Below are 14,634 nucleotides of genomic sequence, written 5' to 3'. Positions count from 1 at the left end.
CCCATGGCTCTCAACAGCATCGACGAACTGATCGAAGATATCCGCCAGGGCAAGATGGTCATCCTCATGGATGACGAGGATCGCGAGAACGAAGGCGACCTGATCATGGCCTCCGAGTGCGTGCAGGCCGAGCACATCAACTTCATGGCCAAGTTCGCCCGTGGCCTGATCTGCATGCCCATGACCCGAGAGCGCTGCGAGCTGCTCAAGCTGCCGCTGATGGCGCCGCGCAACGGCTCCGGCTTCGGCACCAAGTTCACCGTCTCCATCGAGGCGGCCGAGGGCGTCACCACCGGCATCTCCGCCGCCGATCGCGCACGCACCGTGCAGGTGGCCGCGGCCAAGAACGCCAAGGCCGAAGACATCGTCAGCCCCGGCCATATCTTCCCGCTGATGGCTCAGCCGGGCGGCGTGCTGGCTCGCGCCGGCCACACCGAGGCGGCCTGCGACCTCTCGCGCATGGCCGGCTTCGAGGCTTCAGGGGTGATCTGCGAGATCATGAACGACGACGGCACCATGTCCCGTCGCCCGGAGCTGGAAGCCTTCGCCGCCGAGCACGGGATCAAGATCGGCACCATCGCCGACCTCATCCACTACCGCCTGATCCACGAACGCACCGTCGAGCGCATCGCCGAGCAGCCGCTGGACAGCGAACTGGGCCACTTCAACCTGGTGACCTACCGCGATGCCGTGGAAGGCGACGTGCACATGGCGCTGACCCTGGGCAAGATCTGCCCGGAAGAGCCGACCCTGGTGCGGGTGCACAACATGGACCCGCTGCGCGACCTGTTCATGGTCAATCAGGCCGGCCGCTGGAGCCTGCGCGCCGCCATGAAAGAAGTGGCCGCCGCCGGCAGCGGTGTGGTGCTGCTGCTCGGCACCCCGCTCACCGGCCCGCAGCTGCTGGCCCACCTGGAGCGCCAGCTGGGAGCCGAAACCAAGGTCACCAACCCGACCACCTACAGCACCGTCGGTGCCGGATCGCAGATTCTCCGCGACCTCGGGGTGCGCAAGATGCGCCTGATGAGCTCGCCGATGAAGTTCAACGCGATATCCGGTTTCGACCTGGAAGTTGTAGAATACCTGCCCGCTGAATGACCCGCAGGGCTCCGACCGTCAAGGCCGGGGCCCTCGCTCTTTAATTGACGAGAACTCGCCCATGTCCCTGAAGACCATCGAAGGTACCTTCATCGCCCCCAAAGGCCGCTATGCCCTGGTGGTCGGCCGTTTCAACAGCTTCGTCGTGGAAAGCCTGGTGAGTGGCGCCGTAGACGCCCTGGTCCGCCACGGTGTCAGCGAAAGCGACATCACCCTCATCCGCGCGCCCGGCGCCTTTGAAATTCCGCTGGTGGCCCAGAAGGTCGCCCAGCAAGGCGAGTACTCCGCCATCATCGCCCTCGGCGCGGTCATTCGCGGCGGCACCCCGCACTTCGAATACGTTGCCGGCGAGTGCACCAAGGGCCTGGCCCAGGTTTCCATGGAGTTCGGCGTACCGGTCGCCTTCGGCGTGCTGACCGTCGATTCCATCGAGCAGGCCATCGAGCGTTCCGGTACCAAGGCCGGCAACAAGGGTGCCGAAGCCGCCCTGTCCGCCCTGGAGATGGTCAGCCTGCTGGCTGCCCTGGAGGCCAAGTGAGCAACACAGAAGGTTCGGCGCCCAAGGCACCGAAAGGCAAGATCGCAGCCCGTCGCCAGGCCCGCAGCCTGGCGATGCAGGCGCTCTACTCCTGGCACATCGCCGGCCAGCCGCTCAACGAGATCGAGGCGCAGTTCCGCGTCGACAACGACTTCAGCACGGTAGATGGCGCCTACTTCCACGAGATCCTCCACGGCGTGCCGCGCCAGAAGACCGAGATCGACGCGGCCTTCCTGCCCTGCCTGGACCGCGCCCTCGAGGAAGTGGACCCGGTGGAGCTGGCGATCCTGCGCCTTTCCACCTACGAGCTGATGAACCGTCAGGACGTGCCGTACCGCGTGGTAATCAACGAAGGCATCGAGCTGGCCAAGGTGTTCGGCGCCACCGACGGACACAAGTTCGTCAACGGCGTACTGGACAAGCTGGCGCCGCGCCTGCGTGCTGCCGAAGTCCGTGGCGGCAAGCGCTGATCGCAGCCCTGAAGTGGGTGAGTTCGAGCTGATCCGCCGCTTCTTCGCCTCCGCCGCCTGTGCGGCGGGCGGCGAAGGCATTGCCCTTGGCATAGGTGACGATTGCGCCCTGCTGCAACTGCCGCCCGGCGAGCAACTGGCCGTGTCCACCGACACCCTGGTGGCCGGCGTGCACTTCCCGCAGGATGCCGACCCCTTCCTGCTCGGCCAGCGCGCGCTGGCGGTTTCCGCCAGCGACCTGGCGGCCATGGGTGCTGCACCCGTGGCCTTCACCCTTGCCCTGACCCTGCCCGACGCCCGTGCCGACTGGCTGGACGGCTTCGCCCGTGGCCTCTGCGCCATGGCGCGGGACTGCCGGCTGGGGCTGGTGGGCGGTGATACCACCCGCGGCCCGCTGAGCCTGACCCTGACCGTGTTCGGCCGCCTGCCCGCTGGCCAGGCGCTGACCCGCTCCGGCGCGCGCCCAGGCGACCTGCTCTGCGTCGGCGGCAGCCTGGGCGATGGCGCTGGCGCCCTGCCGCTGGTACTGGGCGAGCGGAAAGACGACGGCCCTGATGCGCACTACCTGCTGCAACGCTACTGGGCGCCGCAACCGCAGCTGGCCTTGGGCGAAGCCTTGCGCGGCCGGGCCACGTCGGCGCTGGATATCTCCGACGGCCTCCTGGCCGATTGCGGCCATATCGCCAGGGCCTCCGGTGTGGCGCTGCTGGTCGAGGCCGCGCGCCTTCCGTTGTCGCCCGCCCTCCAAGGGCTCTTTCCCAGGGATTTCGCCCTCAATTGTGCGCTGGCGGGTGGCGATGACTACCGCCTGGCCTTTACCCTGCCTGCCAGCGAGCTGGCAGCCATCCAGGCCGACTGGCCGGAGGTGGCGGTGATCGGCCGGGTCGAGGCGGGGCAGGGCGTGCACCTGCTGGACAAGGCCGGCGCCGAACTGCAACCGCCGGCTCTGGGCTATCAACATTTCGGGAGTCAAGGTGACTGATCACGAGTCGGCCACGCCGCAACCTATCCCCCATTCGGTGTGGAGCAATCCCTGGCACTTCATCGCCTTCGGCTTCGGCTCGGGCACCCTGCCCAAGGCGCCGGGTACCTGGGGTTCGCTGGTAGCGCTGCCCTTCATACCTCTCTGGCAGATGCTGCCGGACTGGGGCTATTGGCTGATGCTGGGACTGACCATGCTGTTCGGCTTCTGGCTGTGCGGCAAGGTGGCAGATGACCTGCGCGTGCACGATCATGAAGGCATCGTCTGGGACGAGATGGTCGGCATGTGGATCACCCTCTGGCTGGTGCCGGAAGGCTGGCACTGGCTGCTGCTGGGCTTCCTGGTGTTCCGCGTGATGGACATCCTCAAGCCCTGGCCGATCCGCTGGATCGACCGCCACGTCCATGGCGGCGTGGGAATCATGCTCGACGATGTGCTGGCTGGCGTCTTCGCCTGGCTGGCGATGCAGCTGATCGTCTGGGGCGTGGCCTAGACCGTGATGCCGCCCGGGCACGTCGAGCCCGCCTTCGTCCATTGCAAGCGAGTCTTTTCTTCGACTAGGACCTGGAGACACCCCATGCTGCGCCCTGATCTGCCTACCATCGCCTTCCTGCTGGCGCTCTGCCCGGTGTTCGCGAACGCAACCCAGGTGCAGGTGGTGGGACTCTTTCCCGGCGCCGCGGTGCTCAATGTCGATGGCCAGCGCAAGCTGGTGAAAGTGGGCCAGACCGGCCCCGGCGGCGTGCAGGTGATCAGCGCTGACAGCAAGGGCGCGGTGTTGCGCGTCGACGGTGTGGAACGCAGTTACGGCTTGTCCCGCGAGTACAACCAGGCCGGTAGCCCCGGCGCACCGCAGAAGACGCAGATGAGCATCGCCCGTGGCAACAACGGGCACTTCCAGGCGGCTGGCTCCATCGACGGCCATCCGGTGCAATTCCTGGTGGATACCGGCGCGACCAGTGTCGCCATGAATGAGGGCCAGGCGCGCCGCCTGGGCATCGACTACCGGGTCAAGGGCCTGCCCATGAAGGCCAGCACCGCAGCCGGCACGGTCAACGCCTGGCGAGTGACCTTCGACCGGGTCAAGGTTGGCGGCATCGAGGTGCTCGGTGTGGAAGGCGCGGTGATCGAAGGCGAGGCGCCAGTCGAGGTGCTGCTGGGCATGAGCTTCCTCAACCGGGTGCGCTGGCGCGAGGAGCAGGGCGTGCTGTTGCTGGAATCGAAATTCTAGTGGGGCGTCGTTCCAGTCATTCGATATTTATCCCCAACTATTCTGTCTGACCTGCCGGTTAAAGCTGCTGTTACAATGCCGGCCTTGCAAATTTCAGGAGCCCTACGGTGTCTGTCGTTTTCGTCGCCGCCTCCCAGCTGCCCACGCCCTTCGGCGTGTTCACCATGCACGGTTTCCTCGATGAGGCCAGCGGCAAGGAGCATGTCGCCCTGACCCTGGGCGATGTAGCCAACGGCGAACCTGTCCTGGGCCGCCTGCACTCCGAATGCCTCACCGGCGACGCGCTGTTCAGTCTGCGTTGCGATTGCGGCTTCCAGCTCGAAGCTGCCCTGCGCGCCATCGCCGATGCTGGCTGCGGCGTGCTGCTCTACCTGCGCCAGGAAGGCCGCGGCATCGGCCTGTTGAACAAGATCCGCGCCTACGAGCTGCAGGATGGCGGCGCCGATACCGTAGAAGCCAACGAGCGCCTGGGTTTCGGCGCCGACCAGCGCGACTACGCCATGTGCCAGCCGATGCTCGAACACCTGGGCGTCCGCGCCATCAAGCTGATGACCAACAACCCGCGCAAGGTCAAGGCGCTGGAAAGCTATGGCCTCAACGTGGTTGAGCGGGTGCCGCTGCATACCGGCCTGAACAAGCACAACCGCAAGTACCTGGCGACCAAGGCCGGCAAGCTCGGGCACATGCTCGGCAACATGCACCAGGCGGAAGCCGAGCTGTGACCCGCAAGGAAGTCCGCCGCCGGCTGGCCCTGGCCTGGTGGCGCCAGGTGGGTTACACCCTGGCGCCGCTCGTTGTCCTGACCTACCTGCTAGGCGATACCGAGCCGGTGCTGCCTGTGCTGCAGATGCCTCTGTTCATCGTCGCGATGGCCTCCCTGTTCCTCAGCCTGCCGCTGTTTTCCGCCTACAAGCGCGCACTGGTGGCTACCGAAGCCGCCCTGGGCCGTGCCGAAGAACCCGGCGCCTGGCTGGAACTGGCCCGGCGCCGGCGCATCGCGTTCCTCGCCGCGGGCCTGCCGGCCTGGACTGCCGCCCTGGCGGTATTCGTCGGCCTGAACACCGTGGCGCTGATCCTTCTTGCCTTGGGCAGCCTGGTGCTGCTCTACCTCTACCGAATTCCTCGCCAGCTCGGCTGATGCGCCGGCTGCTCGCCTTCCTGCTGCTGTGCGTGGCGCTGCCTGCCGCGGCGCAGCTGCGGGTGGTCAGCCTGGCGCCTTCCCTCAGCGAAACCATGCTCGACCTCGGCGCCGGCGACCTGCTGGTGGGCGTGCTCGACGGCGGCGAACGCCCGGCGGCGCTGGCCGGCCTGCCGTCGGTGGGGCGCTATGGCCAGCTGCAGCCGGAAAGCCTGCTCGCCCTCAAGCCCGACCTGGTGCTGCTCTGGCCCGACAGTGTCGGCGCCACCGGGCGCGAACAGCTGAAGCAGCTCGCGGTGCCGCAACTGGTGGTAGAGCCGCGCGACCTGGCGCAGCTGGCCCATTCCTTCATCCAGATAGGCGAGCGGGTCGGCCGCGCCGAACAGGGCCGCCGGCTGGCCGCGCGTTTCGAGGCGGGGCTCTCCGAGCTGCGTCAGCGCTACCGGCGCGAGGTGCCGCTGAAGGTCTTCTACCAGGTGTGGGACAAGCCGCTTTACACGCTCGGCGGCAAGCAGATCGTCAGCGATGCCCTGCGTTTCTGCGGCGCGGAGAACGTCTTCGCCGACCTCGCCCTGCCGGCGCCCCAGGTGGGCATCGAGGCGGTGCTGCAACGCGACCCGGCGGTGATCCTGGTGAGCGATCCGACCCAGGCCGGCGCCTGGAAGGCCTGGCCGCAGCTGGCGGCGGTGAGGAAGGGGCAGGTCTGGCCGGTGCCGGATCGAGGCCTTGAACGGCCGAGTTTCCAGATGCTGGGGGCTACCGAGAAGTTGTGCCGCTTGCTGGAACAGGCCAAGTAGGATAGCTGGAGCACGTAGGTTGGGCTGAGTGCCGCGAAGCCCAACTTTCCGTGCCAGGGCTTGTTGGGCTTCGCTCCGCTTTGCGCCAACCTACGGGGTCAGTTCCCGAGCAGCTCCAGCCGCTGACGAACCGACGCCTCGATGCCCTTGGCGTCCAGCCCGCACTCGGCGAGCATTTCCGCCGGCTTGGCGTGTTCCACGTAGTAGTCCGGCAGGCCCAGGTGCAGCACGGGCTTGACCAGGTTCTCGCGGGCGAGGAATTCGCTGACGGCGGCGCCGGCGCCGCCCATCACGCTGTTCTCCTCGATGGTCACCAGCAGTTCGTGGCTGCCGGCCAGTTCACGCACCAGGGCTTCGTCCAGGGGTTTGACGAAGCGCATGTCGACCACGGTGGCATCCAGGCTTTCGGCCACTTGCAGGGCCTCGGCCAGTTGCACGCCGAACACCAGCATCGCCACTCTGGAACCCTTGCGGCGGACCACGCCCTTGCCGATTTCCACCGGCGCCAGGGTCGGGTCGATGGCCGCATTGGGCCCGCTGCCGCGCGGGTAGCGCACCGCCGCCGGGCCTTCGAAGTGGTGGCCGGTGGTCAGCAGCAGGCGAAGCTCGTTCTCGTCGCTGGGGGTCATTACCAGCATGCCGGGGATGCAGCGCAGGAAGGACAGGTCGAAGCTGCCGGCGTGGGTCGGACCGTCTTCGCCCACCAGGCCGGCGCGGTCGATGGCGAAAAGCACATCGAGGTTCTGCACCGCCACGTCATGGATCAACTGGTCGTAGCCGCGCTGGAGGAAGGTGGAGTAGATGGCCACCACCGGCTTGGCGCCGTCGCAGGCCATGCCGGCCGCCAGGGTCACCGCGTGCTGCTCGGCGATGGCGACGTCGAAGTAGCGATCCGGGAAGCGTTCGCTGAAGGCCACCAGGTCGGAGCCTTCCTTCATCGCCGGGGTAATGCCCACCAGGCGTGGGTCCTGCCCGGCCATGTCGCACAGCCACTGGCCGAAGACGTTCGAATAGCGCGGGCCGGAGGCCTTCTTCGGTGCAGCCGGGGCGTTGATCGGTTCCAGTTTGGTGATGGCGTGGTAGCCGATGGGATCGACTTCCGCCGGGGCGAAGCCCTTGCCTTTCTTGGTCACCACATGGAGGAACTGCGGGCCCTTGAGGTCGCGCATGTTGCGCAGGGTGGCGACCAGAGTGGGCAGGTCGTGGCCGTCGATGGGGCCGATATAGTTCCAGCCGAGCTCCTCGAACAGCGTGCCGGGAACCAGCATGCCCTTGGCGTATTCTTCGGTGCGACGGGCGATTTCCCAGGCGCCGGGCAGGCGCGAGAGCACCTTCTTGCTGCCTTCGCGCATGCTGGCGTAGGTGCGGCTGGAGAGGATCTTCGCCAGGTAGTTGGACAGGCCGCCGACATTGTGCGAGATCGACATGTCGTTGTCGTTGAGGATCACCAGCATGTCGGCCTGCACGTCCGAAGCATGGTTGAGCGCCTCGAAGGCCATGCCGGCGGTCAGCGCGCCGTCGCCGATCACGGCGATGGACTTGCGATTCGAGCCCTGCATGCGCGCGGCGATGGCCATCCCCAAGGCGGCGCTGATGGAGGTGCTGGAGTGGCCGACGCCGAAGGTGTCATACGCGCTTTCCACTCGGCGCGGGAAGGCGGCGATGCCGTCCTTCTGGCGCAGGGTGCCCATCTGCTCGCGGCGGCCAGTGAGGATCTTGTGCGGGTACGCCTGGTGACCCACGTCCCAGACCAGCCGGTCGTCAGGTGTGTCATAGACGTAGTGCAGGGCGATGGTGAGTTCGACCACGCCGAGGCCGGCACCAAAGTGCCCGCCGGTCTGGCCGACCGTGTAGAGGAGGTACTGGCGCAGTTCGTCGGCCAGGGTTTCCAGCTCCGCCTCGCCGAGCCGGCGCAGCTCATCCGGCGTCGCCGCGCGGTCGAGCAGGGGCGTGACAGGGCGTTCGCGGGGAATCTCGTGGAACGTCGTGGGCATCAGGCGAATCGTTATAGGTAAAAAAAGATGGCGCAGTTTACCTAAAAAAACAGCCGCAAGCTTCAAGCCATAAGCGCCAAGCGCTTGGCAGCTCGCTTTTACCAGGTATCCACGAATCCCCGCTTCTTGCCCTCCCTCGCAGCGGCCGTGGGCGCCGCGTTCAGTCCACGCAGCAGCCAGGCGCGGGTTTCCTGCGGGTCGATCACGGCATCTATCTCCAGGAAGCTGGCCATATTGATCGCCTTGCCGTTCTGGTAGGCCTTGGCGACCATCTTCTGGAACAGCTGCTCGCGCTCTGCCGGGTCTTCCACAGCGGCCAGCTCCTTGCCGTAACCCAGGCGCACCGCGCCCTCCAGGCCCATGGCGCCGAACTCGCCGCTGGGCCAGGCGATGGTGAACAGCGGCGAATGGAAGCTGCCCGCCGCCATGGCCTGGGCGCCCAGGCCGTAGCCTTTGCGCAGCACCACGGTGAAGAAGGGCACCGAGAGGCTGGCGGCGGCGACGAACATGCGCGAGACATGGCGCACAGTGGCCTGCTTCTCCGACTCGGGACCGACCATGAAGCCGGGGGTGTCACAGAGCGAGAGCATGGGGATATCGAAGGCGTCGCACAGCTGCATGAAGCGCGCCGCCTTGTCGCCGGCCTGGGCGTCTATGGCGCCGCCCAGGTGCATGGGGTTGTTGGCCAGCAGGCCGAAGGGCCTGCCCTCGATGCGGATGAAGGCGGTGACCAGGCCCGGGGCGAATTGCCGCCTCAGCTCCAGTACCGAGCCCTGGTCGGCGAGGGTTTCGATCAGCGCGCGGATGTCGTAGACCCGCAGGCGGTTTTCCGGGATGGAATGGCGCAGTTCGCGCTGGTCGGCGCATTGCCAGTCACTCCGGGCACCCTGGAAATAGGACAGGTACTGCCTGGCCACCCGCACGGCTTCGGCTTCGTCCTCCACCAGCACGTCGATCACCCCATTGGGGCCCTGGACGCTGGCGGGCCCCACCTCCTCGGGGGTGAAGCTGCCCAGGCCACCTCCCTCGATCATCGCTGGCCCGGCCATGCCGATGCTGGCGTTGCGGGTGGCGATGATCACGTCGCAGCAACCAAGCAGCGCGGCATTGCCGGCGAAGCAGCGGCCCGACACCACTCCTACCAGCGGTACCAGGCCGGACAGCCGGGCCATGCCGACGAAGGTGTGGCAGTCCAGCCCGGCGACGCCGACGAAATCCGAATCACCCGGCCGGCCGCCGCCGCCCTCGGCGAACAGCACCAGGGGCAGGCGCCATTGCTCGGCGAGGCCGAGCATGCGGTCGGTCTTCTTGTGGTTCATCACCCCCTGGGTGCCGGCGAACACCGTGTAGTCGTAGGCGATGGCCATGCAGCGCGCGGCCTCGTTGCCGAACTGCGCGGCGTTCACCGTGCCGATTCCGGCCACCAGGCCATCCGCCGGGCTCTGCTCGATCAGCTCTTCCAGCGAGCGGCGCCGGCGCTGGGCCGCCAGGGCAAGGGCGCCGTATTCGATGAAGCTGCCGGCATCCAGCAGGTCGTCGAGGTTCTCGCGGGTGGTGCGTTGGCCGGTCTTGCGCCGCCTGGCCACCGCCTGTGGGCGGCGCGCATCCGTGGTGATGGCGTGGCGTTCCAGCACTTCGGCGAGATCGGCGCGGATATGCGCGAGATCGAGGCTTTCTTCGGTCTGCACGACATCGCCGGCCACCTCGGCCGGCTCCAGGAACAGCAAGGGCGCGCCTTCGAACAGGCTGCCACCCGGGGCCACGGCCAGCGCACGGACGATGCCGCCCTGGCTGGCCTTGACCACGAACTCCATCTTCATCGCCTCCAGCACCGCCACCGGCTGGCCGGTCGCCACGGCATCGCCGACCTGCACGTCCAGGCTCACCAGCACGCCCTGGCTGGGGGCGTTCAGCGGCACGCAGCCGGCCGGCGACTCGGCCTGGCCGGCCTGGGCCGCATTGACGTTGGCCATACCGGCGAAGAACAGGTGCGGATGGGCCGCCTGCTGCGGCGCCAGCAGTTTGCCTATCTGCCTCTCGATAAAGCGGGTGTCCACGCCGGCCGCCAGCTCCGGCTGGCGCAGCAGGTTCTGCAGGAAGTGGATATTGCTTGCCACCCCTTCCAGGCGGAATTCGCAGAGCGCGCGGTAGGCACGGCGCAGGGCTGTGGGCAAGTCCTCGCCCTGGACGATCAGCTTGGCCAGCAGCGAGTCGTAGCTGGGGCTGGTGGCATAACCGGCATAGCCATAGCCATCGACACGAATGCCCGGTCCGCTGGGCGGCTCGTAGGCGCTGATCAGGCCGCCAGCGGGGCGGGCGCTGCCGTCTGCCTGCATGCTTTCCAGGTTGATCCGCAGCTGCACGGCGAAGCCGCGCGGGGCGACGGGTTCCAGCAGACCCAGGTCGGCCAGGCTGGCGCCCATGGCCAGGCGCAACTGTGCTTGCACCAGGTCGATGCCGGTGACGGCTTCGGTGATGCAGTGCTCGACCTGGATGCGCGGGTTGGCCTCCATGAACACGAAATCGCCACGGGCGACGTCCACCAGGAACTCGAAGGTGCCGAGGCCGCGATAGCCGACGGCGGCCGCCAGGGCCAGCGCGGCGTCGAGGATGCGCCGGCGCAGGCCGGCGTCCAGGTCGGGCGCCGGGGCGATCTCGATCACCTTCTGGTGCCGCCGCTGCAGGCTGCAGTCGCGCTCCCAGAGGTGGGTCACGGCCTCGCCGTCGCCCAGCACCTGGACTTCGATATGCCGGGCATTCTCGATCAGGCGTTCGACATAGAGCTCGCCGCTGCCGAAGGCCGCGCGCGCCTCGGACTGGCAGCGCTCGAAGGCCTGTTCCAGCTCCGCCGCCTCGCGCACCGCGCGCATGCCGCGCCCGCCGCCGCCGGCCAGCGCCTTGAGCATGATGGGGCCGCCCTCCAGCAGGGCTCGTGCCTGGTCCAGGCTGCTGGAGTTGTTGCTGCCGTCGGCCAGGGGGAGGCCGCAACGAGCCGCCAGTTCGCGGGCGCGGGCCTTGTCGCCGAACAGTTCCAGGGCCTCGGCGGAAGGACCAACGAAACGGATGCCGGCCGTCTCGCATCGCCGCGCGAAGTCGGCGTTCTCGCTGAGGAAGCCATAGCCGGGGTGCACCGCGTCGCAGCCATGCTGGCGGGCGATTTCCACCAATTGCGCGGCGTCCAGGTAGGCCGTCGCACCACGGCCTTTCAGCGCCACCGCGAGGTCGGCCTTGCGCACGTGCAGGGAATCGCCGTCGTCCTCGGCGTACACCGCGACGCTCACGATGCCCAGTTCTGCGGCGGCGCGGGCGATGCGGATGGCGATCTCGCCACGGTTGGCGATCAGCAGGGTCTGGATGGCTTTGTTCACGACGAGGGTCCTTGGCGTGGGATGCCCTGATCTTAGGCAGTGCAGGTTGGCCACCGCAGCCAACTGTGTCGTGACGAATACCCACCACTCAGGGCGGTTAATGATCCGGTGACACGGAATGTCCGAATCGGCCCTTGTCGCCCCCTGCGCGCTGCAGTATCTGTGGCGCCTCTGCCATCACAAGGATCTGCCATGAATGAACTGCTGCACAGCCTGGACTGGGTGCTGCCCCTGCGCAGCGAGGGGCTGACCCCGCTGATGCGCTTCTTCACCCTGCTGGGCTACGAGAAGTTCATCCTGTTCTTCCTGCCCCTGGGCTACTGGGCCTGGAACCGTAGCGTATTCCTGCGCCTGCTGGTGCTGGTGGCCGTCACCGCGCTGCTCAATGCCTGGCTCAAGGACTACTGGCAGGACCCGCGGCCGGACATCGCCCTGCGCATGGACCATGAAGTGGGCGACAGCTTCGGCCTGCCCAGCGGTCATGCGCAGATCGCCGTGGTCATCTGGTTCTGGCTGGCCTTCGAGCTGCGCCGCGCCTGGGCCTGGGCAGTCAGTGGCGTGGTGGTGGCGGGTATCATCTTCAGCCGCCTTTACCTCGGCGCCCACGATGTGGAAGACGTGCTGGGCGGCTCGCTGCTGGGCATCGCCACCTTGCTGGCGTTTTCCCAGGTGCGCCACTGGCGCTGGTGGGCCGGCGCTCACGGCGCCTGGCACCAGGGGCTGCTCCTGCTGGTGTTCCTGCTCGCCTGGTTGACCTGGCCGGGGACGGCGCCGAGCTATGTGCCGCTGCTGGCGGGGCTGATGGCCGGAGTGCTGTTCGGCTTCCGGCAGTTGCCATTCTCCGCCGAGGTCGCCACCTGGCGCCGCCTGCTGGCGGCGGCCATCGGCGCCGTGGCGTTCATCCTGTTGCAGAAGTCGCTGAAGCTGGCCGGCGCGGCCTGGCCGCTGGACCCGCAACTCTGGCAGGGCCTGCGCGGGCTGGTCATGGGGCTGTTCGTGGCGCTGGCGATGCCCTGGCTGCTGGTGCGGCTGGGACTGCTGGCGATGGCGCGCAAGGCGGAACCCGAGGCACTGGCCGGGACGGCTGCCTGAAGCGGGGTTGTGCCGAATTCGGCATCGGGGGCGGGGAATGGGACCAAGCGGGAACGGGGCATACGGGCCACTGTAGCGGCTGGCTATAGAGGAGAGATGCCCCATGATCCACATATCCCTGGAAGAAGTCCGCGAGCTGGTGGAGTCGGTGCTGCGTCGCCACGGCTTCAGCGAGCCCCATGTACAGGCGGTGGCCGCCACCATAGTGGACGGCGAGCGCGATGGCTGCGCTTCCCACGGGGTGTACCGCCTGCCCGGATGCATCGGCACCCTGCGTGCCGGCAAGGTCTCGCCGGATGCCGAGCCCGAGGTATTTGACAGCGCGCCGTCGGTGGTTCGGGTCGATGCCCATGGCGCCTTCGCCCAGTGCGCCTTCCAGGCCGGCCTGCCGTTGCTGGTGGAAAAGGCCCGTAACCAGGGCATCGCTATCCTGGCGATCAACCGTTGCGTGCACTTCTCCGCCCTCTGGCCGGAAATCGAACCCCTCACCGAACAGGGCCTGGTAGCCCTGGCCTTCACCCCCAGCCACGCCTGGGTAGCACCGGCCGGCGGGATCAAGCCGCTGTTCGGCACCAACCCCATCGCCTTCGGCTGGCCGCGTCCGGGCAAGCCGCCGTTCATCTTCGACTTCGCCACCAGCGCCGCTGCGCGCGGCGAGATCGACCTGCATCGCCGCGCCGGCAAGCAGATTCCACTGGGCTGGGGCATCGACCAGGATGGCCAGCCCACCACTGACCCGCTGACCGCCCTCAATGGCGCCATGCTCACCTTCGGCGGCCACAAGGGCTCGGCGCTGGCGGCCATGGTCGAGCTGATCGCCGGCCCCATGATCGGCGATCTGACCAGCGCCGAATCCCTGGCCTTCGACGAGGGCACCAGGTCCTCGCCCTATGGCGGCGAGCTGATCATCGCCATCGACCCGCAGCGCATCCTCGGCAGCGATGCCGCGCAGCACCTGCAAAGGGCCGAAGCGCTGTTCGAGGGGATGCTGGAGCAGGGCGCGCGCCTGCCGTCGCAACGCCGCTACGAGGCGCGGGCGCGCAGTGCGGCTGAGGGGGTGAAGGTGCCCGGGGCGTTGTACGAGGAAATCCAGGCACTGTTGCGAGCCTGAACGGAGCATCCGTCAGCAGGCGCAGGGCAGCGCGCATCACTGCTGCCCTGACGCCGGTCAGCTCAGGGGTACAGGCGAATGTCCTTTGCCATGTCGTTGACGATGGATTTCAGGTCATCGAGCGTGACGTGCTCCTGGTCATTGTCGAGCGACTTGCCGAAGCCTTTGCGCACCACGCGGGCGACCGGTTGGTTGGTGGCACCATCGATGAACTCACCCTCGAGGAACAGCTCCGTGTTCTGGTCGCGGTGTCCGGTGGCGGTCATGGCCCCCGCCACCACCAGCGCGATCGGGATGACCTCATAGGGCTTGAGGCCCTCGGTGGAGGTGTCCACGCCGGTGATTGCGCCGCGGAAGATCAGCGTGCCGGGCCCGGCAGTGGTGGTCGGCGGCAGTCGACTCGCCATGGCCTGGCTCAACTGTTCATTGGTGTATTGCAGGAGCGCTGTCAGCGTCTGATCGTTGATCTGCTCGGTCGGTTTGGGCTGCGGGTAGAACTTGACCGGTTGATAGAGCAGGGCGGAGTAATTCTTCGGGTTGAAGTTCGGCGCGGTCCAGCGCAACACGGTATGGCCGGTGCTCGTCTTGACCTCCTTAAGATCGGCGTAACTGGACAGGAAGCCAGAGTACTGCTCCGTGCTGGCCGTCTGCGAGGTGCAGCCAGCCATCATCATGGCAGCTGCCAAGGCTCCACCACATAGCCACTTGCTTGCGATCATGTCGCTGTTCTCCTGAGTGAGGAGTAGTAACGCTAGACCAGGCTGTCGCTTCATGCCGGTCTCCGGGCGATTCTTTAGTCGCCTGACGGTTCTCAT

Annotated in this window: 14 protein-coding genes; 11 read left to right on the top strand and 3 right to left on the bottom strand. The window is 67.4% G+C overall.

What is annotated here, in order from left to right; translation table 11 throughout:
• Positions 1–3: 3 nt before the first annotated feature.
• The 9 genes from ribBA (at position 4) to E8F12_RS07160 (ending at position 6,254) form a co-directional block, all read left to right on the top strand.
• On the top strand, positions 4–1,098 hold the full coding sequence (ribBA, locus tag E8F12_RS07200) for a bifunctional 3,4-dihydroxy-2-butanone-4-phosphate synthase/GTP cyclohydrolase II (protein ID WP_280324584.1): 1,095 nt from the start codon (positions 4–6) through the stop codon (positions 1,096–1,098).
• A gap of 61 nt (positions 1,099–1,159) precedes the next feature.
• Positions 1,160–1,636, top strand: a complete 477-nt coding sequence (gene ribE, locus E8F12_RS07195) for a 6,7-dimethyl-8-ribityllumazine synthase (RefSeq protein ID WP_016490611.1) — start codon at positions 1,160–1,162, stop codon at positions 1,634–1,636.
• Positions 1,633–2,106, top strand: a complete 474-nt coding sequence (gene nusB / locus E8F12_RS07190; RefSeq protein ID WP_280324583.1) for a transcription antitermination factor NusB — start codon at positions 1,633–1,635, stop codon at positions 2,104–2,106. Before ribE ends, nusB begins: the two co-directional genes overlap by 4 nt.
• 13 nt (positions 2,107–2,119) lie before the next feature.
• Positions 2,120–3,088, top strand: a complete 969-nt coding sequence (gene thiL / locus E8F12_RS07185) for a thiamine-phosphate kinase (RefSeq protein WP_280324636.1) — start codon at positions 2,120–2,122, stop codon at positions 3,086–3,088.
• Positions 3,081–3,581: a phosphatidylglycerophosphatase A gene (locus tag E8F12_RS07180; protein ID WP_280324582.1), complete on the top strand. Its 501-nt coding sequence runs from the start codon at positions 3,081–3,083 to the stop codon at positions 3,579–3,581. The genes thiL and E8F12_RS07180 overlap by 8 nt, the downstream gene beginning before the upstream one ends.
• A gap of 84 nt (positions 3,582–3,665) precedes the next feature.
• A complete protein-coding gene (locus tag E8F12_RS07175; protein WP_280324581.1) occupies positions 3,666–4,319 on the top strand; it encodes a TIGR02281 family clan AA aspartic protease in 654 nt (217 codons plus the stop codon).
• 107 nt (positions 4,320–4,426) lie between these two features.
• Complete coding sequence (gene ribA, locus E8F12_RS07170) at positions 4,427–5,041, top strand: GTP cyclohydrolase II (protein ID WP_280324580.1); 615 nt, start codon at positions 4,427–4,429, stop codon at positions 5,039–5,041.
• Positions 5,038–5,457: an MFS transporter gene (locus E8F12_RS07165; RefSeq protein WP_280324579.1), complete on the top strand. Its 420-nt coding sequence runs from the start codon at positions 5,038–5,040 to the stop codon at positions 5,455–5,457. The genes ribA and E8F12_RS07165 overlap by 4 nt, the downstream gene beginning before the upstream one ends.
• Positions 5,457–6,254: a cobalamin-binding protein gene (locus E8F12_RS07160; protein ID WP_280324578.1), complete on the top strand. Its 798-nt coding sequence runs from the start codon at positions 5,457–5,459 to the stop codon at positions 6,252–6,254. Before E8F12_RS07165 ends, E8F12_RS07160 begins: the two co-directional genes overlap by 1 nt.
• Positions 6,255–6,352: 98 nt before the next feature.
• Here the strand turns inward: E8F12_RS07160 and dxs are convergent, their stop codons facing one another.
• A complete protein-coding gene (dxs, locus tag E8F12_RS07155) occupies positions 6,353–8,248 on the bottom strand; it encodes a 1-deoxy-D-xylulose-5-phosphate synthase (RefSeq protein WP_280324577.1) in 1,896 nt (631 codons plus the stop codon).
• Between the two features lie 98 nt (positions 8,249–8,346).
• A complete protein-coding gene (locus E8F12_RS07150; RefSeq protein ID WP_280324576.1) occupies positions 8,347–11,616 on the bottom strand; it encodes a carboxyl transferase domain-containing protein in 3,270 nt (1,089 codons plus the stop codon).
• Positions 11,617–11,808: 192 nt separating this feature from the next.
• Between E8F12_RS07150 and E8F12_RS07145 the strand changes: the two genes are divergently transcribed.
• Together E8F12_RS07145 and E8F12_RS07140 are read left to right on the top strand one after the other, a co-directional pair.
• Positions 11,809–12,708, top strand: a complete 900-nt coding sequence (locus E8F12_RS07145; RefSeq protein ID WP_280324575.1) for a phosphatase PAP2 family protein — start codon at positions 11,809–11,811, stop codon at positions 12,706–12,708.
• Between the two features lie 103 nt (positions 12,709–12,811).
• Positions 12,812–13,819 (top strand): Ldh family oxidoreductase, encoded by a 1,008-nt coding sequence (locus tag E8F12_RS07140; protein WP_280324574.1) that lies wholly within the window; start codon positions 12,812–12,814, stop codon positions 13,817–13,819.
• Between the two features lie 62 nt (positions 13,820–13,881).
• Here E8F12_RS07140 and E8F12_RS07135 read toward each other — a convergent pair whose 3' ends face one another.
• Complete coding sequence (locus E8F12_RS07135) at positions 13,882–14,538, bottom strand: DUF3313 domain-containing protein (RefSeq protein ID WP_280324573.1); 657 nt, start codon at positions 14,536–14,538, stop codon at positions 13,882–13,884.
• Positions 14,539–14,634: the final 96 nt, after the last annotated feature.

The organism is Pseudomonas sp. BN102 (genome assembly GCF_029871245.1).
Lineage (GTDB): Bacteria > Pseudomonadota > Gammaproteobacteria > Pseudomonadales > Pseudomonadaceae > Metapseudomonas.
This window is presented reverse-complemented; position numbering and strand designations above follow the sequence as displayed.

Excerpts from the sequence above, each read along its gene's own strand:
- ribBA (WP_280324584.1), top strand. The coding sequence starts at position 4 with ATGGCTCTCAACAGCATCGACGAACTGATCGAAGATATCCGCCAGGGC.
- ribE (WP_016490611.1), top strand. The coding sequence starts at position 1,160 with ATGTCCCTGAAGACCATCGAAGGTACCTTCATCGCCCCCAAAGGCCGC.
- E8F12_RS07175 (WP_280324581.1), top strand. The coding sequence starts at position 3,666 with ATGCTGCGCCCTGATCTGCCTACCATCGCCTTCCTGCTGGCGCTCTGC.
- E8F12_RS07160 (WP_280324578.1), top strand. The coding sequence starts at position 5,457 with ATGCGCCGGCTGCTCGCCTTCCTGCTGCTGTGCGTGGCGCTGCCTGCC.
- dxs (WP_280324577.1), bottom strand. The coding sequence starts at position 8,248 with ATGCCCACGACGTTCCACGAGATTCCCCGCGAACGCCCTGTCACGCCC.
- E8F12_RS07145 (WP_280324575.1), top strand. The coding sequence starts at position 11,809 with ATGAATGAACTGCTGCACAGCCTGGACTGGGTGCTGCCCCTGCGCAGC.
- E8F12_RS07140 (WP_280324574.1), top strand. The coding sequence starts at position 12,812 with ATGATCCACATATCCCTGGAAGAAGTCCGCGAGCTGGTGGAGTCGGTG.
- E8F12_RS07135 (WP_280324573.1), bottom strand. The coding sequence starts at position 14,538 with ATGATCGCAAGCAAGTGGCTATGTGGTGGAGCCTTGGCAGCTGCCATG.